Raw genomic sequence first — 21,497 nt, 5'->3', positions numbered from 1 at the left:
CACGGACGCTTTCCCCTTTCGGAGTCCCGCCATGGCCGACCTCTTCGATCCCATGACCTTCCCGCATGGCCCAGCCATGAAGAACCGGTTCATGCTGGCGCCGCTGACCAACTGGCAGAGCCATCCCGACGGGCGGCTGTCCGACGATGAGTTCAAGTGGTTGACCATGCGCGCCGAAGGCGGCTTCGGCCTGACCATGACCTGCGCGGCGCACGTGCAGGCCGTTGGTCAGGGCTTCCCGGGCCAACTGGGCGTGTTCGGTGATCAGCATCTGGAGGGCCTGAGCCGCCTCGCCGCCGCCATCAAGGCTAACGGCAGCGTCTCGTCGCTGCAGATGCACCATGCGGGCAACCGATCGCCCAAGGAGCTCGTCGGCCAGCCGGTCTGCCCGTCGGACGATCCCGAAACCGGCGCGCGCGGCCTGTCGCTGGGTGAGGTTGAGCAACTGATCGAGGACTTCGTCGCCGCCGCTGTCCGTTCGGAACAGGCGGGCTTCGAGGGCGTGGAGATCCACGGCGCCCACGGCTACATCATCGCCCAGTTCCTGTCGGCCGAACTCAACCACCGCACCGACCGCTACGGCGGCTCGGTCGAGAATCGCGCCCGCATCATCCACGAGATCATTGACGGCGTGCGCAGCCGCTGCGGGCCCGACTTCCAGCTGGGCCTGCGCCTGTCGCCGGAACGCTTCGGCCTGAAGCTGGCCGAGATCCTTCAGATCACCCAGACCATCCTCACCGATGGCCGCATCGATTATCTGGACATGTCGCTTTGGGATGTCGCCAAGGAGCCCATGGAAGAGGAATTCCAGGGTAGGTCGCTGATGTCGTACTTCACGGCGCTGGATCGTGGACAGGTGCGGCTGGGCGTCGCCGGCAAGGTGACCAGCCCGGCGGTGGCGCGCGAGATGCTGGCGGGGGGCGCCGATTTCGTCCTGATCGGCCGCGCGGCCATCCTGCACCACGACTTCCCGAAGCTCTCCCACGATCCCGCCTTCGAGCCGATCGCCCTGCCGGTCACCCGCGAGCATCTGGTCAAGGAAGGCCTCGGCCCGGCGTTCGTGGACTACATGTCCACCTGGAAGGGCTTTGTGCAGGAGCCGGTAGCGGCCGAGGCTTAAAGGCCGAGACGTGCCGGCTTCGGCCCACCGGTCGCCCAGTCCAGGAGCTCCACGGGGTGGACCACTGGCGCATCCAGCACTGGCGCAAGTTGCGCGATACAGCCGATGTTGCCGGCGGCCACAACGACGGCGCCCGTGCGGTTGATGTTGGCCGCCTTGCGGTCGCGGAGTTGGGTGGCGAGGTCGGGCTGCAGGATGTTGTAGACGCCGGCTGAACCGCAGCAGATGTGACCCTCCGGAACCGTCCGCACCTCGAACCCGGCCGCTCCCAGCAGCGCCGGAGGGCCGGTCTTGATCTGCTGGCCATGTTGAAGCGAGCAGGCAGCATGATAGGCCACAACCAGTCCCGATGGCGCTAGGACAGGCGGGAGCCCCACCTCGCCGATGAACTCCAGGATGTCTTTGGCCGGTACAGCCTCGCCGACCAGCTGCTGGTAGGACTTCAGCATTGTCCCGCAGCCAGCCGCCGTGGTGATGATGGCGTCGATCGTCCCGGCGCGCGCCCAGGCGGCGAGATTGGCGTTCGCCATCGCCTTCGCTTCGGCCGCGCGGCCAAGGTGTTCGGAGAGCGCGCCGCAGCAGCCTTCACCCTCGGCCAGCACGACGTCAATACCTGCCCGGTTGAGCAATCGGATCGCCGCTTCGCGGATCTCCGGCGCCATCACCGGCTCAACGCATCCCTGAAGCAGGATCACCCGGCCTCTCACCGGCTGGGCCGCTCCTGTCGGCGCGGCGCCGTGCCCTGGCGCAGTGACGCCGGCCCGTGATTTCGGGACCAAACCGAGCATGGCTGCCAAGGGTTTCAGTCCCAGACGCCTCAAGAGGGGCTCAAGCGGCCGAGCGATCCGCCCAAGGCCAAGCGCAATCCGCAACCTTCCAGGCCGCGTCATCACGCCCGCCAGGACGGCGCGCAGTATCCGCTCGGGCAAGGGCCGCACGTGATGTGTCTCGATATGGGTCCGGGCGTGATCGATCAGCTGCGCGTAGTCGACGCCGGAAGGGCAGGTGGTCGTACAGGCCAGGCATGACAGGCATCGGTCCACATGGGTGACGGTGCTGGCCGGCGGCGGCCCGCCATCCTCCAGCATCGCCTTGATCAGCTCGATCCGCCCGCGGGGACTGTCGCGCTCATCGCCCAGCAGCACATAGGTGGGGCAGGTCGCCGTGCAGAACCCGCAGTGGACGCACTTTCGGATCGCCGCGGCCGAGGCTGCGGTTTCGGGATCGGCCAGCTGTTCCGGTGTGAACGAGGTTCTCATCCGCGCCCCTCCATGCGGCCGGGATTGAGAACGCTTAAGGGATCAAAGGCGGCTTTGACCCGCGCCTGTAGCGCCCCCAGCGCCCCGCTTCTCGCCGTGAACGCCTCGCCGCCCTGCAGGCAAAGGCCATGGCCGCCCAGGTTCGCGACAACGGCGCGGATGCGGTCAGGCAGCGCCTCAGTCCGTAGCCAGACCTGTCCGCCAGCCCAGTCATAGAACGCATCGCCCGCAAGCTGCTCTGGCCCGCGCCATCCCGACGCCGGGGGCAGGGACAGTCGCCAGAGCGGCCGTGGATCGTCGGCCAGGGCCTCAACCTCGCGCACCTGCTTCCAGAACGGGCGACTGTGGCCGGCGTCCAGCGTCTCGATCCGACCGAAGGGCCTGAGCGCCGCCGCCAGCGCCTCGGCCCGCGCCGTGACCGACGCCTCGAACCCCTCGAGCCGCAGCGCCGTCACCGCGCTCTCGGCCTTCAGGAGGCTTGCCTTGGCCGCGAAGGGCGGAAGATGGGCCGCGCCGGACACTTCAAAGGGGCCGTTCATCGCCGCACCTATGGCTTCAAAGGCCCTGGTGTCGTTCAGACCAAACAGCATCAGGGTGGTTTCGGCTCGTGGCGCGGGGAGCACCTTGATGGTGACTTCGGTCAATACCGCCAGCGTGCCCCAGGACCCCGCCATCAGCTTCATCAGATCATAGCCGGTGACATTCTTCACGACCTTGCCGCCGGCCTTGAACATCTCCCCCCGACCGGAGACGGCTTCGAACCCCAGGAAGTGATCCCGCGCGGCGCCCGAACGAATCCGCCGGGGTCCCGAGACGTTGGCCGCGAGGACCCCACCGAGGGTCGGCTGCCCCGTTGCGCCCAGCAGCCCGGTCCAGTGCGGCGGCTCAAAGGCCAGCATCTGACCCTGACTGGCCACCCGCGCCTCCAGATCCGCCAGCCGCACGCCGGGCTGCGCGGTCAGCACCAGCTCGTCCGGGGCATAGTCGATGATGCGGTCAAGACGCGTCGTCGACAGGACCAGATCCGTCCGGTCGACACCGCCGATGCTCCGCTTCGTGCCGCCGCCGACGACCTCGATGCGACGCCCCTTCGCGCCGGCCTCCGCGACAGCGTCGAGCACCTCTTCGGGCGTCGCGGGTTCCAGGGTGGGGGCGTTGGACATCAGAACCGCGACAGATCCGGGAAGGCCAGCTTCCCGCGGTGAACATGGACGCGTCCCAGCTCGGCGCAGCGATGCAGCACCGGAAACACCTTGCCGGGATTGAGCAGGAGGCCAGGATCAAAGGCGCACTTGACCCTTTGCTGGCAGGCCAGATCGGTCTCGTCGAACATCTCGCTCATGAGGTCGCGTTTCTCGACACCCACGCCATGCTCCCCGGTCAGGACGCCGCCCACCGATACGCAGAGTTTCAGGATGTCGGCGCCGAACGCCTCGGCCTTTTCCAGATCACCCGGGATGTCGACATCGTAGAGGATCAGCGGATGCAGGTTGCCGTCGCCAGCGTGAAAGACATTGGCCACACCCAGCCCGTACTGCCCGCTCAGCTCGGTGATCCTGGCCAGCACCTGCGGCAGCTTGCCCCTGGGTATCGTGCCGTCCATGCAGAAATAGTCCGGTGCGATCCGTCCCACAGCCGGGAAGGCGGCCTTGCGGCCCGCCCAGAAGGCCTGACGCTCGGCTTCGGACTTTGACACGCGCTCGAAAGTGACATTCCGCACCGCCGCCAGAGCCCGGATGTGGCCGGTCAGTTCGTCGCACTCGGCCTGCGGTCCATCCAGTTCGACGATAAGCAGGGCCGCGCAGTCCACCGGATAGCCGACGCCCACAAAGGCCTCCGCCGCCCGGATCGCGGGGTTATCCATCATTTCCAGGCCCGCCGGAATGACGCCCGCGGCGATGATGTCGCCCACCAGCCCGCCCGCATCTTCCACCGAGGCGAACCCCAGCAACATGGCCTTGGCGGTCTCGGGCTTTGGCAGGATCCGCACTGTCACCTCGGTGACAATTCCCAGAAGACCCTCAGATCCGGTCACCAGTCCCAGCAGATCATAGCCGTCCGCGTCCATCGCCTTGCCGCCCAGGCGCACGATCTCGCCGCTCATCAGCACCAGTTCACAGCCCAGCAGGTTGTTGGTGGTCAGGCCGTACTTCAGGCAGTGCACCCCGCCGGAGTTCTCGGCCACGTTACCGCCGATGGTGCAGGCGATTTGACTGGAGGGATCGGGGGCATAGTAGAACCCCTCGGCCTCGACGGCCCCGGTGATCGCCAGATTGGTCACGCCCGGCTGCACCACAGCGCAGCGATTGGGATAGTCCACCTCCAGCACCCGATTGAACTTTGACAGACCCACGACGACGCTGTCCGCCAACGGCAGCGCGCCGCCGGATAGTGAGGTCCCGGCCCCGCGCGGCACGACCTTGACGCCATTGGCCTGACACCAGCGCAGTACCTCGGCGACCTGCGCTGTGGTTTCTGGGAGGACCACGGCGATAGGCGCCTGCCGATAGGCCGACAGTCCGTCGCTTTCGAAAGGGACAAGTTCGCTCGCAGCGCTCACCACGCCCTCGCCAGGCACGATCTGCTGCAAGGCGCGCACGATCTCGGCCTTTCGGGATATCAGGTCGGCATCCGGCACGGGCATCTTCATGCGGCGGACGGTAAGCGGATGTGCGCTTCGAGGCTACGGCCCTTGCGCGTTCAGCCGGGCCTCACCCGTCGTAGAACAGCGCCGGGTGCAGGCCGATCACCTTGCGCTCACGGGACGTGGTTGCCCGCGCGATGGCCTCTGTGGAGAGCTGATTCGCCTCATCTGTCGTAACCAGCCGCTGGGCGATGTCGCGACGACCATAGTGGACCTGCAGGAAGAACCGCCCTTGGTCGCCGTCCCGCGTCGGCATCCGTCGGTGCCAGACGTCGGAAACGAACAGGCCCGCGTCACCGGCCCGGGTCAGCAAGGGCACAACGCGTTGGCCCTCATAGTCGAGGTCATCATCCATGTTGCGCGCATGAGGCGGCGCCCGGCCTGAGAGATGGCTGCCCGGCAGCACGCCGGTCGGGCCGTCTTCCAGTGCGCAGTCCTGCAGATAGAGATGCACCCCGATGGCGAACACAGGGTGCGGAATTTCGGCTGGCCATCTCACGCCCTCGGGCAACGGCACATGGGGACCGGCGTCAATGTGCCAGGCCTGCCCTCCGTGCGAACCGGGATGGCCGGCCGGGTTCCGCCAGGCTGTATTGGCGATCACGTGGCAATCCTCGCCCAGCAGCGGCTCTATCACTGACAGCAGCCGCGGATGCGCGCACACGCGCTGGGCGGCGGCGCTTCGGTTCAGCATCGCGTAACGGAACATCGCCGCATCTTCCGGCGGTCGGTCACCGCGCCGGTCGGACGGATCGCGGTCATAGATCTCGCCGATCTCGGTGCATAGCTCGGCCATCTCTGCCGGTGAGAGCAGGCCACGGATGATGGCGAAACCGTCCCGCTCCAGCTGGACGGACTCTTCCGGCGCCGGTTCGGTGCGAACTTCCAGATAGGGGCGGCCGCGTCGGATCATGCTGTGGCTCCATGTGGGCTCAGCCTATCCACTGCCTGGGCGGCGCGCCACTATGAAGGATCGCCTACTCGGCCTTGAACGCGGGCGTCCGCTTCTCGTTGAAGCTGGCTACGCCTTCGCGGCGGTCGGCGGTGGTGAAGAGGCGGTTGTAGAGGCTGAGTTCCAGGTCCATCGCAGCCTTCAGGTCAAGGTCCTGACCGCCATGGACCACCCGCTTCAGCGCCCGCACCGACAGGGGCGCCCGGCTGGCGATCTGGGCGGCGACGGCCAACACGGTGTCGAGCAGGGCGTCGACCGGAACCACGCCGTTGACGATCCCGTAGTCCAGCGCCTTGTCCGCCGGGATCGGGGCGGCGGTTGTCATGATCTCGATGGCCCGGCGGGGTCCCACGGCGCGGGTCAGGAGCTGGGTGCCGCCCAGACCCGGCATGATGCCGAGCCCGGCTTCAGGCAAACCGAACCGCGCGCCTTCGGCGGCGTAGGCGAAGTCGCAGGCGAGCGTCATCTCGCAGCCGCCACCCATGGCCGCACCCTGCACGGCCGCGATCACGGGAACCGGCACGGCCAGCTGTGCGCGGGCCATGTCCTCGAAGATCTTGTGCTGGGCCGCCCAGGCCTCATCGGTCATGCCGTTGCGTTCCTTGAGGTCCGCGCCGGCCTGGAAGTTCTTGCCCTCGCCGCGCAGGATCACGCAGCGCAGATCGACGCGCGCACCCAGTTTGGTCCAGGCGTCCAGCAGTTCGCGGCCCATGGTCGACGACAGGGCGTTGGCCACCTCCGGCCGGTTGAACACCACCGCCACGATGCCGGGGCCGAGGTCTTCCAGTTTGATCGTCTCGTAATCCATCAGAAGCTCTTCGGCTGGCCCAGCACGTGGGTGGCCACGTGGCTGAGGATGAGGTTCGTGGAGATGGGAGCCACCTGGTAGAGGCGGGTCTCCCGGAACTTGCGCTCTATGTCGTATTCCTCGGCGAAGCCGAAGCCGCCGTGGGTCTGGATCGCCATGTCGGCGGCGAACCAGCTGGCCTCCGAGGCGACCAGTTTGGCCATGTTGGCCTCGGTGCCGCAGGGCTGACCGGCCTCGAACAGTTCCGCCGCCTTTTCCACCATCAGATTGGCTGAGGTCATCTGCACATAGGCCCGCGCCAACGGGAACTGGACGCCCTGATTCTCGCCGATGGGACGGCCGAAGACCACCCGGTCCTTGGCATACTGGCTGGCGCGGTCGATGAAGAACTTCGCATCGCCGATGCACTCGGCCGCGATCAGGATCCGCTCGGCGTTCATGCCGTCGAGGATGTACTTGAAGCCCTTGCCCTCCTCGCCGATCAGGTTCTCGGCGGGAACCTCCAGGTCCTCGAAGAGCAGCTCGGTCGTGGCGTGGTTCAGCATGGTGCGGACCGGCGTGATGGTCAGGCCGTTCCCCACCGCCGCGCGCATGTCGACCAGCAGCACGCTCATCCCGGCCGACGTCTTCGCCTCGTCGCGCGGTGACGTGCGGCAGAGCAGCACCATCAGGTCGGAATGCTCGGCCCGGCTGATCCACAGCTTGCGGCCGTTCACGACGTACTTGTCGCCGACCTTCCTCGCAAATGTGGTGATGCGGGTGGTGTCAGTGCCGGCGTCCGGCTCGGTGACCCCGAAGGCCTGCAGGCGCAGCTCGCCGCTGGCGATCCGGGGCATATAGGCCTCTTTCTGCGCTGACGTGCCGTGCCGCAGCAGCGTGCCCATTGTGTACATCTGGGCGTGACAGGCACCGCCGTTGCAGCCCGACCGGTGGATTTCCTCCAGCACCGCCGACCCCGCCGCCAGACCCAGGCCCGAGCCGCCGTACTCTTCCGGAATCAGCACCGACAGGAAGCCGGCCTCGGTCAGGGCCTGCACGAAGGCCGTCGGATAGGCGCGATCGCGGTCAAGCGCCCGCCAGTAGGCGCCGGGGAAGCGGGCGCACAGCTTGCGCACCGCCTCGCGAATTTCAGGGAAGGTTTCGGTCATCGTGGTGTCTCTGTCATGCGCGGCACTGGAGATCGACTGCCAAAAGTGATCATCTCCACAAAACAGGAAACGTCGGGGAACCCAAGGTGAGTCAACTCAGCTATGTGCATGGCGCGAGTTCGCAGCCGCTGATCGGAAAGACCATCGGCGTGGTGTTCGACGAGACGTGCGCCGCCCATCCCGATCAGCTTGCGGTAATCTCTCGCCATCAGAAGATCCGCTGGACCTATGCTGAACTACAACGCCGCGTCGACGCCTTCGCCGGCGGCCTGATTGCGCTGGGCCTGGAACCGGGTGACCGGATCGGAATCTGGGCGCCGAACTGCGCCGAATGGGTCGTCACCCAGTTCGCCACCGCCAAGGCGGGCCTGATCCTTGTGAACATCAACCCGGCCTATCGTCTGTCCGAGGCTGAGTACGCCCTGAACAAGGTTGGCTGCAAAGCCCTGGTCATCGCCGTCCGCCACAAGACCAGCGAGTATCTGTCGATGGTGCATGAGTTGCGTGACGCCGGCCGCCTGCCGCATCTCGAAGTCGTCATCACAATCGGCGACGATCCGCATCGCGGCTGCCAGAGCTTTCCGCACGTATCGAATACCGCGCGTCTGGCCGACCGGTCGCGGCTGACCGAGATCGGCGCGACCCTGCAGTTCGACGACCCCATCAATATCCAGTTCACCAGCGGCACCACCGGCTTTCCCAAGGGCGCGACGCTCAGCCACCACAACATCCTGAACAACGGCTTCTTTGTCGGCGAGGCGCTGCGTCTGAAGGCCGGATCCCGACTCTGCATTCCGGTACCGCTCTATCACTGCTTCGGCATGGTGATGGGCAATCTGGGCTGCATCACCCGCGGCGCCACAATGGTGCTCCCCTCGGAGGGGTTCGAACCCCTGGCGGTGCTGGAGGCTGTGTCAGAGGAGCGCTGCGAGGCCCTGTACGGGGTGCCCACCATGTTCATCGCCGTACTGGCGCATCCGGCCTTCGACAGTTTCGATCTGACCTGTCTGCGCACCGGGATCATGGCCGGCTCGCCCTGTCCGGTGGAGGTGATGCGTCAGGTGATTGACCGGATGCACATGCCGGAAGTGACCATCGCCTATGGCATGACCGAGACCAGCCCGATCAGCTTCCAGTCCAGCTGCGACGACAGTCTGGAAGCCCGGGTCTCCACGGTCGGTCGCATCCAGCCCCACATCGAGGTCAAGATCGTCGACGAGGCCGGACGGATCGTGCCCCGCGGCGCGCCCGGCGAACTCTGCACCCGGGGCTACTCCGTGATGCTGGGCTACTGGGATGATGCCGAGCGGACGGACGAGGCCCTCGACCGGTCCGGCTGGATGCATACCGGCGACCTCGCCACCCTCGATGCCGACGGCTACTGCAACATCGTCGGCCGCATCAAGGACATGGTCATTCGAGGCGGCGAGAACGTCTATCCGCGCGAGATCGAGGAGTATCTCTATGGCCATCCCGCCGTACAGGACGTGCAGGTGATCGGCGTACCCGATCTCAGGTTCGGCGAGGAGCTCTGTGCCTGGATCGTGCTGAAGCCCGGCGAAGCGGTCACTGACGAGGAGGTCCGCGATTTCTGCCGCGGCCAGATCGCCCACTACAAGATCCCCCGCTATATCCGCTTCGTGGAGGGTTTCCCCACCACCGTCACCGGCAAGGTGCGCAAGGTCGAGATGCGCGAGACCATGATCGCCGAGCTTGACCTGAAACTGGAAAAGACGGCCTAGGCCAACCATGAGGAAGCTGTACAGCGCCGTCGATCCGAACGGCCCGGCCTTTGCGGCCAACGCCCGGGTGAACCGAGCCCTGGCGGACGATCTCCGCGCCCGGGCGGGCAAGGCCGCACTGGGCGGGCCAGAAGCCTCGCGCACCCGGCACGTGGCGCGCGGCAAGCTGTTGCCCCGCGACCGGGTGATGCGCCTGCTCGACCCCGGTGCGCCGTTCCTGGAAGTCGGTTCGTTGGCGGCGAACGGCCTCTATGACGATGAGGCTCCGGCCGCCGGCGTCATCACCGGCATCGGCCGAGTGTCCGGCCGCGAGGTGATGATTGTCGCCAATGACGCGACAGTGAAGGGTGGGGCCTATTTCCCGATCACTGTGAAGAAGCACCTCCGCGCCCAGGAGATCGCCCAGCAGAACCGCCTGCCCTGCGTCTATCTGGTGGACTCGGGCGGCGCCAACCTGCCGCATCAGGCCGAGGTATTTCCCGACCGCGAGCATTTCGGGCGGATCTTCTTCAACCAGGCCCGGATGAGCGCCGAGGGCATTGCACAGATCGCCTGCGTCATGGGCTCCTGCACCGCCGGCGGCGCCTATGTCCCGGCGATGAGCGACGAGACGGTGATCGTGCGCGGCCAGGGCACGATCTTTCTGGGCGGCCCGCCCCTGGTTAAGGCCGCCACCGGTGAGATCATCTCGGCCGAGGAACTGGGCGGCGCCGACACCCACGGCCGTCGCTCCGGCGTGGTCGACCATGTGGCCGAAGACGACGAGGACGCCCTGGCCATCGTCCGGCGGATCGTGGCCAATCTCAACACCACCAAACCGCAGGACATCACGCTGGCCGAGCCGGAGCCCCCGGCCTTCGACCCCGAGGAACTCTATGGCGTGGTCCCCACGGACGTCCGCGCCCCCTACGATGTGCGTGAAGTGATCGCCCGCGTCGTCGACGGCTCCCGGTTTGATGAATTCAAGGCGCTCTACGGTGCGACGCTGGTCTGTGGCTTCGCCCGCATCTGGGGTTATCCGGTGGCGATCCTGGCCAACAACGGCGTATTGTTCTCGGAGAGCGCGCTGAAGGGCGCCCACTTCATCGAACTGGCCTGCCAGCGGAAAATCCCGCTGGTGTTCCTGCAGAATATCTCGGGCTTCATGGTCGGCGGGAAGTACGAGGCCGGCGGCATCGCCAAGGACGGGGCCAAGCTGGTCACCGCGGTCGCCAGCGCCAATGTGCCCAAGTTCACCGTCCTCATCGGCGGCTCGTTCGGGGCCGGCAACTACGGCATGTGCGGCCGGGCCTATTCCCCCCGCTTCCTGTGGAGCTGGCCCAACAGCCGGATCTCGGTCATGGGCGGCGAGCAGGCTGCCTCGGTCCTGGCCACCGTCCACCGCGACGCCGACAAATGGACGCCCGCCGATGAAGAAGCCTTCAAGGCCCCGGTCCGCCAGCGCTACGAGGATGAGGGCAACCCCTACTTCGCCACCGCGCGACTGTGGGATGACGGCATCATCGACCCGGCCCAGACCCGCGACGTTCTGGGCCTGTCCATATCGGCGGCCCTCAACGCCCCGATCCCGGAGACACGCTTCGGCGTGTTCAGGATGTAGCGGATGGCCAGGTCAAAGATGTTCAAGTCCGTCCTGGTCGCCAACCGTGGAGAGATCGCCCGCCGCATCTTCGGCACCGCGCGCCGGATGGGGATCGAAACGGTCGCGGTCCACTCCGAGGCCGACACCCACGCCGCCCACGTCCGCGACGCCGACCAGGCGATCCTGATCGGGCCCGCCGCCGCGCGGGAAAGCTACCTGGTCCCAGAAAAGATCATCGCCGCGGCGAAGCAGACCGGCGCCGAGGCGATCCACCCGGGCTATGGCTTCCTGTCAGAGAACGCCGCGTTCGCCGAGGCCGTGACGGCGGCAGGTCTGATCTGGATCGGGCCGCCGCCGTCGGCGATCCGCGCCATGGGCCTGAAGGACGCCGCCAAGAGCCTGATGGCCAGGGCCGGTGTCCCGGTGACGCCCGGCTATCTGGGCGAGGACCAGTCGCCGGAGATCCTGGCCCGCGAGGCCGCCCGCATCGGCTATCCGGTGCTGATCAAGGCCGTGGCCGGCGGCGGCGGCAAGGGCATGCGGCTGGTAGACAGCGCCGACGCGTTCGCCGAGGCGCTCGCCTCCTGCAAACGCGAGGCCGCCGCCAGCTTCGGCGATGATCGCGTGCTGCTTGAGACCTATGTGAGCCGCCCCCGCCACATCGAGGTGCAGGTGTTCGGCGACAGCTACGGAAACGTTGTACACCTGTTCGAACGCGACTGTTCGTTGCAGCGCCGCCACCAGAAGGTGATCGAGGAGGCGCCGGCGCCCGGCATGGACGCCACCACCCGAGCGGCCGTCACCGCCGCCGCAGTCAAGGCGGCCAAGGCGGTGAACTATGTCGGCGCCGGCACCATCGAGTTCATCGCCGACGCGAGCGCCGGCCTGCGCCCCGACCGCATCTGGTTCATGGAGATGAACACCCGCCTGCAGGTGGAGCATCCCGTCACCGAGATGGTCACCGGTCTCGACCTCGTGGAATGGCAGTTCCGCGTGGCGGCCGGCGAAAAGCTGCCCTTGAAGCAGGATCAGATCCTGATGACCGGCCACGCCGTCGAGGCGCGCCTTTATGCCGAGAACCCCGCCTCGGGCTTCTTGCCGTCGATCGGTCGGCTTGACGCCTTCAGCCTGCCGCAGGGGATCCGGGTCGATGCCGGGGTCGAGGCGGGCGATGTCATCAGTCCCTTCTACGATCCGATGATCGCCAAGCTGATCGTGCATGGCGAAACCCGTGAGGAGGCCATCGCCGATCTGGCCGAAGCCTGCGCCGAGGTGGACATCTGGCCGGTGAAGACCAATGCCGGCTTCCTGGTCCGCTGCCTGGAGAACCCTGACTTTATTGCCGGCGCCGTTGACACCGGCCTGATCGCCCGAAACCTGAACACCCTGGCCGCAACGCCCGAGCCCAGCCCGGAGGTCCTGGCGACGGCTGGCTGGGCCTTCCGCGAGGTGATCGAGCGCGCCGCCGCCGGCCAGCCGGCCACGCCCTGGGTGGAACTGCTGGGCTTCCGCCTCAACGCCCCGCCGCTGGAGACGGCCCGCGTCTTCCTGGGCGCAACGGCCGTCCATGTCCCTATGCCGCTGGAACCCAGTCGCATTGTCCATGCGCCAGGCGACGACGAGTTGGTGGTCTTCGAGGCCGGTGAGGCCTTCGTCTTCCGCGATAACCCGGCCATAAGGGAGGGTGGCGTCGCGGCTGGCGACGGCTCGATCCGGGCGCCCATGCCGGGCAGGATCACCCAGTTGTCGGTCAAGGCGGGGGACAGGGTGACATCAGGTCAGCCTCTGTTGACCCTCGAAGCCATGAAGATGGAGCACGCCCTGGCCGCGCCATTCGACGGTGAGGTAAGCGAGGTCGCCGCCGAACTTGGCGGACAGGTCACCGAGGGGGCGGTGCTGGTGAAGCTGACAGCGGACTAGAGCCTGTCCGGTTCAGATGGAATCATCTGAACCGGATAAACAGGCTCGTTATCAAATGTTTAGAGCACGACGGGCGCTTGAACCGGTATCCACTTCAAGCTGTCGTGCTCTAGGGTCAGCTGGCCCCTGCCACCACGCCCGCGTCGTGCAGCTTGCCGATCTCGCCGCTGCTCATGCCCAGCACCTCGGCCAGCACCTCGTCCGTGTGTTGACCCAGTTTCGGCGCCGGTAGCACCGGTCCACGTTCGTCCTGCGGGATCGTGCCCATGGCGCCGGGGGCGGGGTAGGTGAGGCCGCTGGGGTGTTTCACGGCCTCGAACACCGGGTTGTTCTTGTAGAGGCGGGTGTCCTCGAGAGCGGCTTCCAGGGTCTGGTAGCTGCCCCAGGTGACGCCGCCGGCGTCGAAGGCCGGTGTCAGGGCGGCGGCGTCCTTCGCCGCGAACGCCCGCTCGAACAGCGGATAGAGCCGCGCGCGGTGGGTGAACCTCAAGCCTTCGTCGGTTGCGAAGGAGACGCCCAACGCCGCCTCCACGGCCGACACCTCGGCGCCGATACCCAGCGCTTCCAGGGCCTTGCTCCACTGCTTGGGCGTGATCGCCAGCAGCATCAGCTTCTGCCCGTCGCGGGTGGTGAAGTCGCGGCCGAAGGCGCCGAACACGTCATTGCCCATGCGGGGGCGCTGGTGGCCGGCCAGCATCGCCTCGGCGGTGAAGCCCATGTTGGCCATGGACGCTGCGCCGATGTCCGACAACGGGGCCCGGATCTCACGCCCACCGGCTCCGCGATGACGCGCCAGAAGCGCAGACACCAGGCCAAATGCGCAGTAGGCGCCGGTGAGCAGGTCCCAGGCCGCCAGCACGTGGTTGACCGGCCGGTCGTCGTCGGCCGGCCCTGTCATCAATGGCAGGCCCAATGCCGAGTTGATCGTGTAGTCCATGCCCTGCGAGCCGTCGGCCCAGCCCATGACCCGCACGCAGATGAGATCGGTGCGAAGGGCGCTGAGCTTCTCGTAGGACAGGAACCCGTCGACCGGGAAGTTGGTCACAAACAGGCCGGCGTCATCACCGGGGGAGGCGGCAAGCCGTTGGGCGATCTCACGCCCTGCGGGCCCCGAGAGGTCCAGGGCCACCGACTTCTTGCCCTTGTTCAGCCCCTCCCAGTAGAGGCTGGCGCCATTGTCAGCCAACGGCCAGCGCCGGTAATCCGGACCGCCGCCGATATTGTCGAACCGGATCACCTCGGCGCCCATCTGGGCCAGATAGAGACCGCAGGTGGGCGCGGCGACAAAAGCCGATCCCTCAACGACGCGCAGGCCTTTCAGAAGATCGTACATGGTCAGGCCACCAGCTTTCCGACCTCGGCCACCTCATCGGGCGTGAGCCGCCACTCCGCGGTGGCAGCATTGGTGCGGACCTGCTCCGGCGACGTGGCGCCGGCGATCACCGAGGACACCGCCTCATGACCCAGCAGCCAGGCGAAGGCCAGCTCCAGGATCGTATGCCCGCGCTCGGACGCCCACGCCTCGAGCGCCTCGATCCGGTCAAAGTTGCGGTCGCTCATCGCCTGGGCGCCGCGCGCGCCCCAGGCGGCCAGCCGCGTACCTTCTGGCGGCGCCTCGCCGCGCTTGTACTTGCCCGACAGCAGGCCCGATGCGAGCGGGAAGAACGGCAGGAAGCCCAGGCCGAAATGCTGGCAGGCCGGCAATACCTCGCGCTCAACATCGCGCTCCAGCAGGGAGTAGAGGTTCTGTGCTGACACAAACCGCGTCTGGCCGGCGGCGCTCCAGTCGGCGTCGGCGATCTGCCAGCCGGTGTAGTTGGAGTTGCCGAGGTAGCGGACCTTGCCATGCGTGACGAGGTCGTCCAGCGCGCGCAGCGTCTCGTCCACCGGGGTATCGCCGTCGGACTGATGATGCTGATAGAGGTCGATGTGGTCGGTGCCTAGCCGGCGAAGGCTGTCTTCGACCGCCGTCATGATCCAGCGGCGCGATCCCCCGCGCTTCCTGGGGTCTTGGCCGATCTGCATGCCGAATTTGGTGGCCAGCACGATCTCATGGCGTCGCTTGCCCAGCGCCTTGCCCAGGAAAACCTCTGACTGCGTGCCGCCATAGATGTCGGCCGTGTCGAACAGGGTGATGCCCGCGTCGATCGCGGCGTCCACGACGGCCTGGGTCTGGCCCTGGTCGATCCGCATGCCGAAATTGTTGCAGCCCAGGCCCACCACACTGACCTTCAGTCCCGAGTTACCCAGCCGGCGCACCTTCATCCGTCATCTCCCTCATCTGTTGTCGGGCCGTTTCTAGCTGTCCCGGCGAGAGAAGCGCCAGCGGGATCATGCTTAAGCCTACGTTCACTGTGATTGTTGGCGATGTCGCAAGTCGGTTGTCGTTAACGTTGCGAGATCAGACAGAAACTCGCGGCGGATCAATAGATGCGGCTCGTAACCATCGCCAGCCTTGGGGTTTCCGCGGTCCTCGGCCTCGGCGCCCTTTTTGTGGCCAAGATCGCGCTGCCCAGCGCCTCGGCAGCGAAAAGTCCGGTCGTCCAAGAGATGAAGGGCGCGCCGCTCGTCGTCGCCGCCCGCGCTATCAATTATGGCGAGAAGCTGGACGCCGGCATGCTGAAGGTGATCAAGGCGCCCGAAAACGCGGTGCCCGCCGGCGCCTTCACCTCCGTCGCCGCCGCGCTGGCGGCGGACAACGGCGGCGCGCCGGTGGTGCTGTTCCCGATTTCCGAGCGTGAGGCGATCCTGCCCACCAAGGTCTCCGGCCCGGGCGCGCGGCCGTCGGTGGCGGCCGAGGTGGCCGAGGGCATGCGGGCCTATGCGGTGAAGGTGGATGACGCCACGGGCGTGGGCGGCCATGCCTTGCCTGGAGATCGCGTGGACGTGGTGCTGATGCGCGACCTGACGCCCACCGGGCCCGAGCGGAACTTCATCTCCTATGTGGTGGTTCAGAACTCCCGCGTGCTGGGTGTCGATCTGAACGCTGACCCCACCTCGAACAAGCCCGCCAGCCCCAACACGGCCACCCTCGAGGTCTCGGTCGAGGACTCACAGAAACTCTCGGTGGCCTCCACCCTGGGCACCCTGTCGCTGGCGTTGCGGCGCAACGGCGAGGCGGTCATCGCCGACGCCACACCCCTGCGCACCTCCGACTTTCTGGTGGGCAGCGGCGGTGGTCGCAGCACCGGGGGCGGACGCGCAGTGTCGCGCGGTCCGGCCCGGTCGTACTCGGCGATCCTGATCATCGAGGGCGAACCCTCCAAGCGTGGCGGCGGCTCGCGCCGGGCGCCCGCACCTGCACCGCCCCCTGCCGCGAACGCGGCTGGCGGCGCCAACCCCCAGGCCGGCTCCGCCGGCGTCGGCGCGATCGGATAGGCCATGACCCCCCGTCGGATTTCCAGAACCGCTCTTGGGCTGCTGGCGCTTTCGCTGGCGCCGCTGGTTCCGCTGGCGACACCCGTCCCCGCAGCGGCCCAATCCCTGTCGAGCGAGCCGGTCTTGCGCCGGACAATCCATGTTCCGCGCGACAAATCCCTGTCGTTCCGACTGCCCCAGGCGGCCTCGCGGATCGTCATCGCCCAGCCGGACATCGCCAAGGTCACGGCGACCAGCGACTCCAGCTTCTATGTCCAGGGCATCGAGTTCGGGTCCACAAACCTGCTGGTCTACGGCGCTGGCGGGCGGCTGCAGGAGGTGATCGACATCCGGGTTGGCTACGACTCCGACGGCCTTCAGCAGGACTTCGCCGCCGCCTTCCCCGGCGAGGGGTTGAAGGTGCGAAACCTGGGCGAGGCGCTGATGCTGGCGGGGGAAGTTTCCACCACCGGCGTGCAGGCCGGGGCCGAGCGGATCGCCGCCAAATATGCGCCCGACTCGGTCATTTCCCGCATCACCGTACGGGCGTCACAGCAGATCATCCTTGAGGTCCGTATCCTCGAGGCCAGCCGGAACGCCATGCAGGACCTCGGGGTGAACCTGAACGTGGCCAATGGGTCGTTCTCGATGTTGAGCGGTTCAGGCCTGGTCGGCCTGACCCCCGCCGCCGGCGTCCTGACCACCCGTGGCGGGTCGGGCAGCACCCGGATCGATACGCAGATCCAGGCCCTGGAAGAGCGGGGCGTGATCCGGACCCTGGCCAAGCCAAATCTGGTGGCCATCTCCGGCGAGAAGGCCAGCTTCCTGGCGGGTGGGGAGTTCCCGTTCCCGGTGCCTACGGGTCGTGACGGCATCACCATTGAGTTCCGCCCCTACGGCGTCCGTCTGAACTTCACCCCCAAGGTGCAGGATAATGGCTGGATCCGGATGAGTGTAGAGCCCGAGGTCAGCCAGCTGGATCCCAACCGATCCCTGACCATCAATGGCGTCAACATACCGGCGCTGTCCGTGCGACGCGCATCCACCACACTGGAGCTGAAGTCCGGCGACAGCTTCGCCATGGCCGGACTGTTCCAGCACGACTACCAGAACAACACGGCCCAGACTCCCTGGCTCGGTGATATTCCGGTGCTGGGCGCCCTGTTCCGCTCGGCGCGGTTCAAGCGCGCGGAGACCGAGTTGCTGATCATCGTGACGCCACGTCTGGCCACCGCCGAGGAACGCCAGATCACGCCGGTTGATAGCCTGCCCGGTCGCGAACCCTCTGCGGCGGACCTGTTCCTGCGTGGCAAGTCCCTTGACCGGCCCATGGCGCGTGACCTTGGTCCGCCGGTCGCCGCCAACAGCCTTAGCGGGAAGAAGTAGCGCCAGTCATGTTGCGTTTGAAGTCCGCGTCACCGCCCCCTGCCAACCTCATTGACGGCCGCCGCGTGCTCGCGCTGGGCGCCGCGTTAGCGAACCTGATCGAGGGTCCCCTTCAGGGTGCGACCGTCCAGATGGGGGCCATCCCCCAACTCCAGACCCTGGCGGCTGGCGCGTTCGACCTGGTCCTGATCGACGCCGACGCCTGGGAGGCGCCGGCCCTGGCCGCGGCCGTCCAGGCGCTATCGGCGCTGAAGGCCTGCCCGCCGGTGCTGGTGGTGGGCGCCAACCTGCCTGCCGGTCTGGTCCGCAACCTGATGCGGCTGGAGGCGGCCGACATCCTGGAGGCGCCCTACACCGACCAGCAAATGGCCGGGGAGATCCAGAATCTGCTGGCGCGCGCCCAACCCGTGCTTTCGGCGGCGACCGGCGAGGTCGGTGGCTCGCGTTGCTGGGCCGTGACCGGCGCGGTGGGGGGGTGTGGCGCCACTACCGTGGCGATCGAGATCGCTTACGGTCTGGCCACCCGGTCCGGCAAGGATCGCAGTGTCTGTCTGGTGGACCTCAATCTGACCGACGGGGCGGCTGCAGCCTATCTGGGTGCTGCGCCGACCATGCGCCTCTCAGACTTCGGCAACGCCGCCGACCGGATCGATGCGGCCATGTTGCAGGCCTTTGTTACTCCGGTCTGCAAGGGACTAGATCTGGTGGCCGGCGTGCGCGATCCATCCGCGTTCGAAACCGTCGGTCGCGACGCCATCCTGCGCATGCTGGAAGTGGCCTGCGAGGTCTACGACTGGGTGATCCTGGATGTGCCACGCCATCGCCGCAGCTGGACGCTGGAGGCGCTGGCCGGGTGCGATGAGGTGCTGGTGATCTCGGAGCTGACCGTTCCGGCCCTGCTCGCCGCGCGCGCCCAGTCGGACGAGATCGAGGAGGGGGTCGGCGTCGCTGTCGGTCTTCGTCCGCGAATCGTATTGAACCGCCTGGCCAACCGGATGTTTGGACCTGCGCCCTCGGTAATGGAGGCCGAGAAGGCCCTTCAGCGCAAGGCTGAGGCCGGGGTCAGTTCGGATTGGGAAGCCGCCGCCGCGTCGGTCAATCTGGGTGGTCCGATCGCCCAGCACCGCCCCAAGTCGAAGATCGTCAAGGACATCCAGCAGATGGTAGAGCGGCTGGCCGCCCAGCCGCTGCGGCGCGACACCGCCCAGAAGGCCGCCTGATGAGCCGCTTCAGCTTGGCCCGTTCCGCGCCCGCACCGGCTCCCGCCGCCCCGGCAGCGCCGCCGCCGGTCGCGACCCCGGCGGCCCGCGTGGAATCCAAGCCGAAGTCGCCGGCGCGCGACGCCGGGCTGGACCTGCGCCTGCGTCTGCACGCCAAGCTGATCGAGGAACTGGATCTCGCCAAGCTGGACAAGCTGGACGAGGCGGAGCTTCGCCGTCAGGTGCTGGGTCAGGTCACCGAGTTCGCCCGCATCGAGCGCATGGCGCTGAACGCCAGGGAGCTCGAGGCGCTGGGCGCCTCGATCTACGACGAGATGGTGGGGCTGGGACCCATCGAGCCACTGCTGAAGGATGACTCGATCAACGACATCCTGATCAATGGACCCTATCAGGTTTACATCGAGCGGCGCGGTGAGCTGGAGCTCACCCCGATCCGCTTCCGCGACAACGACCACCTGCTGCGCATCGTCAACCGCATCGTCGCCGCTGTCGGCCGCCGGATCGACGAAAGCCAGCCAATGGTCGACGCGCGTCTGCCCGACGGTAGCCGGGTCAATGCCGCCATCCCGCCGGTGGCCATTGACGGATGCTCGGTCTCCATCCGGAAGTTCTCCAAGAAGCCGCTGACGCTGGAGAAGCTGGTCGAATTCGGGGCCATGACCCAGTCGATGTCCGACTTTCTCTATGGGGCCGTCCGGAGCCGGGTCTCGACCGTGATTTCCGGCGGCACCGGGTCGGGCAAGACCACCCTGCTCAACGCCCTGTCGTCGGCGATCAGCGAGGGCGAGCGCCTGATCACCATAGAGGACGCGGCCGAGCTGCAGCTGCAGCAGCCGCACGTGGTGCGCATGGAGACGCGGCCGCCGAACATCGAGGGCAAGGGCGAGATCCGTCAGCGCGAGCTGGTCAAGAACGCCCTGCGGATGCGACCCGACCGGGTGATCCTGGGCGAGGTGCGGTCCGAAGAAGCCTTCGACATGCTTCAGGCCATGAATACCGGCCACGAAGGCTCGATGGCGACGATCCACTCCAATAATCCGCGCGAAGCCATCAGCCGTCTCGAACAGATGGTGGCCATGGGGGGGCTGAATATCGGCGCCGACGCCGTACGCCACCAGATCGCCGCCGCCGTAGGGCTCGTGGTGCAGGTGATGCGCCTGTCGGACGGCAAGCGGAAGGTCACCCATGTCACCGAGATCACCGGCATGGAAGGCCAGGTCGTGCAGATGCAGGACATCTTTGTGTTCAACCGGACGCACACCGGCGCCGATGGTGAGGTGTTCGGCGAATTCCGCGCGACGGGCCTCAGGCCCCTCTGCCTGGACGAGATGATCCGTCGCGGCATTCCGTACGACACCGCCAACTTTGACCCCTCGAAGGTACTGGGCTGATGTTCGGGCTCGTGATCGACGCCAAGCTGGTGGTCATGGTGATGGTCGCTGCCGCCGTGTTCGCCGGCGTCCAGGGGCTGGTCGGCATGCTCACGGTCGCGACCCAGAAGCGCAAGCTGAACCAGCGCCTCAAGATCGGTGAGAAGGTCGAAGGGGTCTCGGCCCTGGTGATCGAGCTCAGGAAACGGCGAGGGCTGACGTCGTCTGGCGGGCGCCCGGGTGGCCTGCGCTGGCTGTCCGACCTGATCGTCGCCTCCGGCCTGCCCTACGACCAGAGCAAATGGCTGATGTATCTGGCCGCCGCCACGGTGCTGGGTAGCATACTGGTTGGCGTCCTGACCCGCACGCCACTTGGTTTTGCCGGCGGCGCCCTGCTGGGCGGCGTCGTCGCTCCGCTGGGACTGCTCAAGGTGAAGGCGGGCCAGCGCGCTGCGGCGCTTGGTCTGCAGTTGCCCCAGGCGCTGGACATCATCGTGCGGTCGCTGGAAGCGGGGCACCCGGTGCCGTCCGCTGTCAATCTGGTGGGCCGCGAGTTGCCCGATCCCATCGGGACCGAGTTTGGCATGGCCGCTGACGAGATCGCCTACGGCGCCACCCTCGAGCAGGCGATCGAGCGGATGTCGGAGCGCTGCCAGCACCCTGACGTCGACCTCTTTGCCGCCACCGTGCGCCTGCAGGAAAAGACCGGCGGCAATCTGACGGGCCTGCTCAAGCTCAACGCCCATACCGTGCGGGACCGCCACAAGATGCGGCTGAAGATCAAGGCCGCTTCCTCGGAAGGCCGCGCCTCGGCGATGATCCTGACGTCCGCGCCCTTCATCGCCGTGGGCTTCATCATGATCTCCTCGCCACACTTCTACGGCGATGTCATCGACCAGCCGATGGTGAAGTACGGCCTGGCGGCGGTCGGCTTCTGGATCTTCCTCGGCAACATGATCATGCGGCGCATGATCGACATGCGGCTCTGA

Annotated in this window: 17 protein-coding genes; 9 read left to right on the top strand and 8 right to left on the bottom strand. The window is 67.1% G+C overall.

What is annotated here, in order from left to right; translation table 11 throughout:
- Window positions 1-31: 31 nt before the first annotated feature.
- Window positions 32-1,120: an NADH:flavin oxidoreductase gene (locus tag ACIQ3B_RS01920; RefSeq protein WP_397399620.1), complete on the top strand. Its 1,089-nt coding sequence runs from the start codon at window positions 32-34 to the stop codon at window positions 1,118-1,120.
- Here ACIQ3B_RS01920 and glcF read toward each other — a convergent pair.
- From glcF to ACIQ3B_RS01890, 6 genes are all read right to left on the bottom strand, one after another.
- Window positions 1,117-2,379, bottom strand: a complete 1,263-nt coding sequence (gene glcF, locus ACIQ3B_RS01915) for a glycolate oxidase subunit GlcF (RefSeq protein ID WP_397399619.1) — start codon at window positions 2,377-2,379, stop codon at window positions 1,117-1,119. The genes ACIQ3B_RS01920 and glcF overlap by 4 nt on opposite strands.
- The gene (glcE, locus tag ACIQ3B_RS01910) at window positions 2,376-3,542 is read right to left on the bottom strand and encodes a glycolate oxidase subunit GlcE (protein WP_397399617.1); all 1,167 of its coding nucleotides are present in this window, start codon (window positions 3,540-3,542) and stop codon (window positions 2,376-2,378) included. Before glcE ends, glcF begins: the two co-directional genes overlap by 4 nt.
- Window positions 3,542-5,023, bottom strand: coding sequence for an FAD-linked oxidase C-terminal domain-containing protein (locus ACIQ3B_RS01905; RefSeq protein ID WP_397399646.1), 1,482 nt, complete (start codon window positions 5,021-5,023; stop codon window positions 3,542-3,544). Before ACIQ3B_RS01905 ends, glcE begins: the two co-directional genes overlap by 1 nt.
- Window positions 5,024-5,090: 67 nt before the next feature.
- On the bottom strand, window positions 5,091-5,936 hold the full coding sequence (locus ACIQ3B_RS01900; RefSeq protein ID WP_397399615.1) for a phytanoyl-CoA dioxygenase family protein: 846 nt from the start codon (window positions 5,934-5,936) through the stop codon (window positions 5,091-5,093).
- Between the two features lie 64 nt (window positions 5,937-6,000).
- Entirely contained in the window at window positions 6,001-6,783 is a 783-nt protein-coding gene (locus tag ACIQ3B_RS01895; protein WP_397399613.1) for an enoyl-CoA hydratase/isomerase family protein, read from the bottom strand.
- The gene (locus tag ACIQ3B_RS01890; RefSeq protein ID WP_397399611.1) at window positions 6,783-7,931 is read right to left on the bottom strand and encodes an acyl-CoA dehydrogenase family protein; all 1,149 of its coding nucleotides are present in this window, start codon (window positions 7,929-7,931) and stop codon (window positions 6,783-6,785) included. Before ACIQ3B_RS01890 ends, ACIQ3B_RS01895 begins: the two co-directional genes overlap by 1 nt.
- Before the next feature lie 86 nt (window positions 7,932-8,017).
- On the opposite strand from ACIQ3B_RS01890, the gene ACIQ3B_RS01885 reads away from it, so the two are divergent.
- Genes ACIQ3B_RS01885 through ACIQ3B_RS01875 form a run of 3 tightly spaced genes read left to right on the top strand, consistent with a single transcriptional unit; the run spans window position 8,018 to window position 13,175 of the window.
- On the top strand, window positions 8,018-9,673 hold the full coding sequence (locus ACIQ3B_RS01885) for an AMP-binding protein (protein ID WP_397399610.1): 1,656 nt from the start codon (window positions 8,018-8,020) through the stop codon (window positions 9,671-9,673).
- Between the two features lie 7 nt (window positions 9,674-9,680).
- A complete protein-coding gene (locus tag ACIQ3B_RS01880; protein ID WP_397399609.1) occupies window positions 9,681-11,273 on the top strand; it encodes a carboxyl transferase domain-containing protein in 1,593 nt (530 codons plus the stop codon).
- 18 nt (window positions 11,274-11,291) lie between these two features.
- Entirely contained in the window at window positions 11,292-13,175 is a 1,884-nt protein-coding gene (locus ACIQ3B_RS01875; protein ID WP_397399645.1) for a biotin carboxylase N-terminal domain-containing protein, read from the top strand.
- A 115-nt stretch (window positions 13,176-13,290) separates the two neighbouring features.
- Here the strand turns inward: ACIQ3B_RS01875 and ACIQ3B_RS01870 are convergent, their stop codons facing one another.
- Window positions 13,291-14,508, bottom strand: coding sequence for a CoA transferase (locus ACIQ3B_RS01870; protein ID WP_397399607.1), 1,218 nt, complete (start codon window positions 14,506-14,508; stop codon window positions 13,291-13,293).
- Between the two features lie 2 nt (window positions 14,509-14,510).
- Window positions 14,511-15,440 carry an aldo/keto reductase gene (locus ACIQ3B_RS01865; protein ID WP_397399605.1) on the bottom strand — a complete coding sequence of 310 codons (930 nt, stop codon included), beginning with the start codon at window positions 15,438-15,440 and terminating at the stop codon, window positions 14,511-14,513.
- Window positions 15,441-15,605: 165 nt separating this feature from the next.
- On the opposite strand from ACIQ3B_RS01865, the gene cpaB reads away from it, so the two are divergent.
- Genes cpaB through ACIQ3B_RS01840 form a run of 5 tightly spaced genes read left to right on the top strand, consistent with a single transcriptional unit; the run spans window position 15,606 to window position 21,497 of the window.
- Window positions 15,606-16,553, top strand: coding sequence for a Flp pilus assembly protein CpaB (gene cpaB, locus ACIQ3B_RS01860; protein ID WP_397399603.1), 948 nt, complete (start codon window positions 15,606-15,608; stop codon window positions 16,551-16,553).
- A gap of 3 nt (window positions 16,554-16,556) precedes the next feature.
- On the top strand, window positions 16,557-17,918 hold the full coding sequence (locus tag ACIQ3B_RS01855) for a type II and III secretion system protein family protein (protein WP_397399601.1): 1,362 nt from the start codon (window positions 16,557-16,559) through the stop codon (window positions 17,916-17,918).
- An 8-nt stretch (window positions 17,919-17,926) separates the two neighbouring features.
- Complete coding sequence (locus tag ACIQ3B_RS01850) at window positions 17,927-19,138, top strand: CpaE family protein (RefSeq protein WP_397399599.1); 1,212 nt, start codon at window positions 17,927-17,929, stop codon at window positions 19,136-19,138.
- The gene (locus ACIQ3B_RS01845) at window positions 19,138-20,529 is read left to right on the top strand and encodes a CpaF family protein (protein ID WP_397399597.1); all 1,392 of its coding nucleotides are present in this window, start codon (window positions 19,138-19,140) and stop codon (window positions 20,527-20,529) included. The genes ACIQ3B_RS01850 and ACIQ3B_RS01845 overlap by 1 nt, the downstream gene beginning before the upstream one ends.
- Entirely contained in the window at window positions 20,529-21,497 is a 969-nt protein-coding gene (locus tag ACIQ3B_RS01840) for a type II secretion system F family protein (protein ID WP_397399595.1), read from the top strand. The genes ACIQ3B_RS01845 and ACIQ3B_RS01840 overlap by 1 nt, the downstream gene beginning before the upstream one ends.

It is taken from the genome of Phenylobacterium sp. (assembly GCF_044358365.1).
In the GTDB taxonomy this organism is placed as follows: Bacteria; Pseudomonadota; Alphaproteobacteria; order Caulobacterales; family Caulobacteraceae; genus Phenylobacterium.
The sequence above is the reverse complement of the archived record's forward strand: the minus strand, read 5'-3'. Positions and strand labels throughout refer to the sequence as shown.

Bases quoted from the DNA above. Each gene is read 5' to 3' on its own strand.
- ACIQ3B_RS01895 (WP_397399613.1), bottom strand. From the start codon at position 6,783: ATGGATTACGAGACGATCAAACTGGAAGACCTCGGCCCCGGCATCGTG.
- cpaB (WP_397399603.1), top strand. From the start codon at position 15,606: ATGCGGCTCGTAACCATCGCCAGCCTTGGGGTTTCCGCGGTCCTCGGC.
- ACIQ3B_RS01880 (WP_397399609.1), top strand. From the start codon at position 9,681: ATGAGGAAGCTGTACAGCGCCGTCGATCCGAACGGCCCGGCCTTTGCG.
- glcF (WP_397399619.1), bottom strand. From the start codon at position 2,379: ATGAGAACCTCGTTCACACCGGAACAGCTGGCCGATCCCGAAACCGCA.
- ACIQ3B_RS01855 (WP_397399601.1), top strand. From the start codon at position 16,557: ATGACCCCCCGTCGGATTTCCAGAACCGCTCTTGGGCTGCTGGCGCTT.
- ACIQ3B_RS01865 (WP_397399605.1), bottom strand. From the start codon at position 15,440: ATGAAGGTGCGCCGGCTGGGTAACTCGGGACTGAAGGTCAGTGTGGTG.
- ACIQ3B_RS01875 (WP_397399645.1), top strand. From the start codon at position 11,292: ATGTTCAAGTCCGTCCTGGTCGCCAACCGTGGAGAGATCGCCCGCCGC.
- ACIQ3B_RS01870 (WP_397399607.1), bottom strand. From the start codon at position 14,508: ATGTACGATCTTCTGAAAGGCCTGCGCGTCGTTGAGGGATCGGCTTTT.
- ACIQ3B_RS01905 (WP_397399646.1), bottom strand. From the start codon at position 5,023: ATGCCCGTGCCGGATGCCGACCTGATATCCCGAAAGGCCGAGATCGTG.
- ACIQ3B_RS01845 (WP_397399597.1), top strand. From the start codon at position 19,138: ATGAGCCGCTTCAGCTTGGCCCGTTCCGCGCCCGCACCGGCTCCCGCC.
- ACIQ3B_RS01890 (WP_397399611.1), bottom strand. From the start codon at position 7,931: ATGACCGAAACCTTCCCTGAAATTCGCGAGGCGGTGCGCAAGCTGTGC.
- ACIQ3B_RS01900 (WP_397399615.1), bottom strand. From the start codon at position 5,936: ATGATCCGACGCGGCCGCCCCTATCTGGAAGTTCGCACCGAACCGGCG.
- ACIQ3B_RS01850 (WP_397399599.1), top strand. From the start codon at position 17,927: ATGTTGCGTTTGAAGTCCGCGTCACCGCCCCCTGCCAACCTCATTGAC.
- glcE (WP_397399617.1), bottom strand. From the start codon at position 3,542: ATGTCCAACGCCCCCACCCTGGAACCCGCGACGCCCGAAGAGGTGCTC.
- ACIQ3B_RS01840 (WP_397399595.1), top strand. From the start codon at position 20,529: ATGTTCGGGCTCGTGATCGACGCCAAGCTGGTGGTCATGGTGATGGTC.
- ACIQ3B_RS01920 (WP_397399620.1), top strand. From the start codon at position 32: ATGGCCGACCTCTTCGATCCCATGACCTTCCCGCATGGCCCAGCCATG.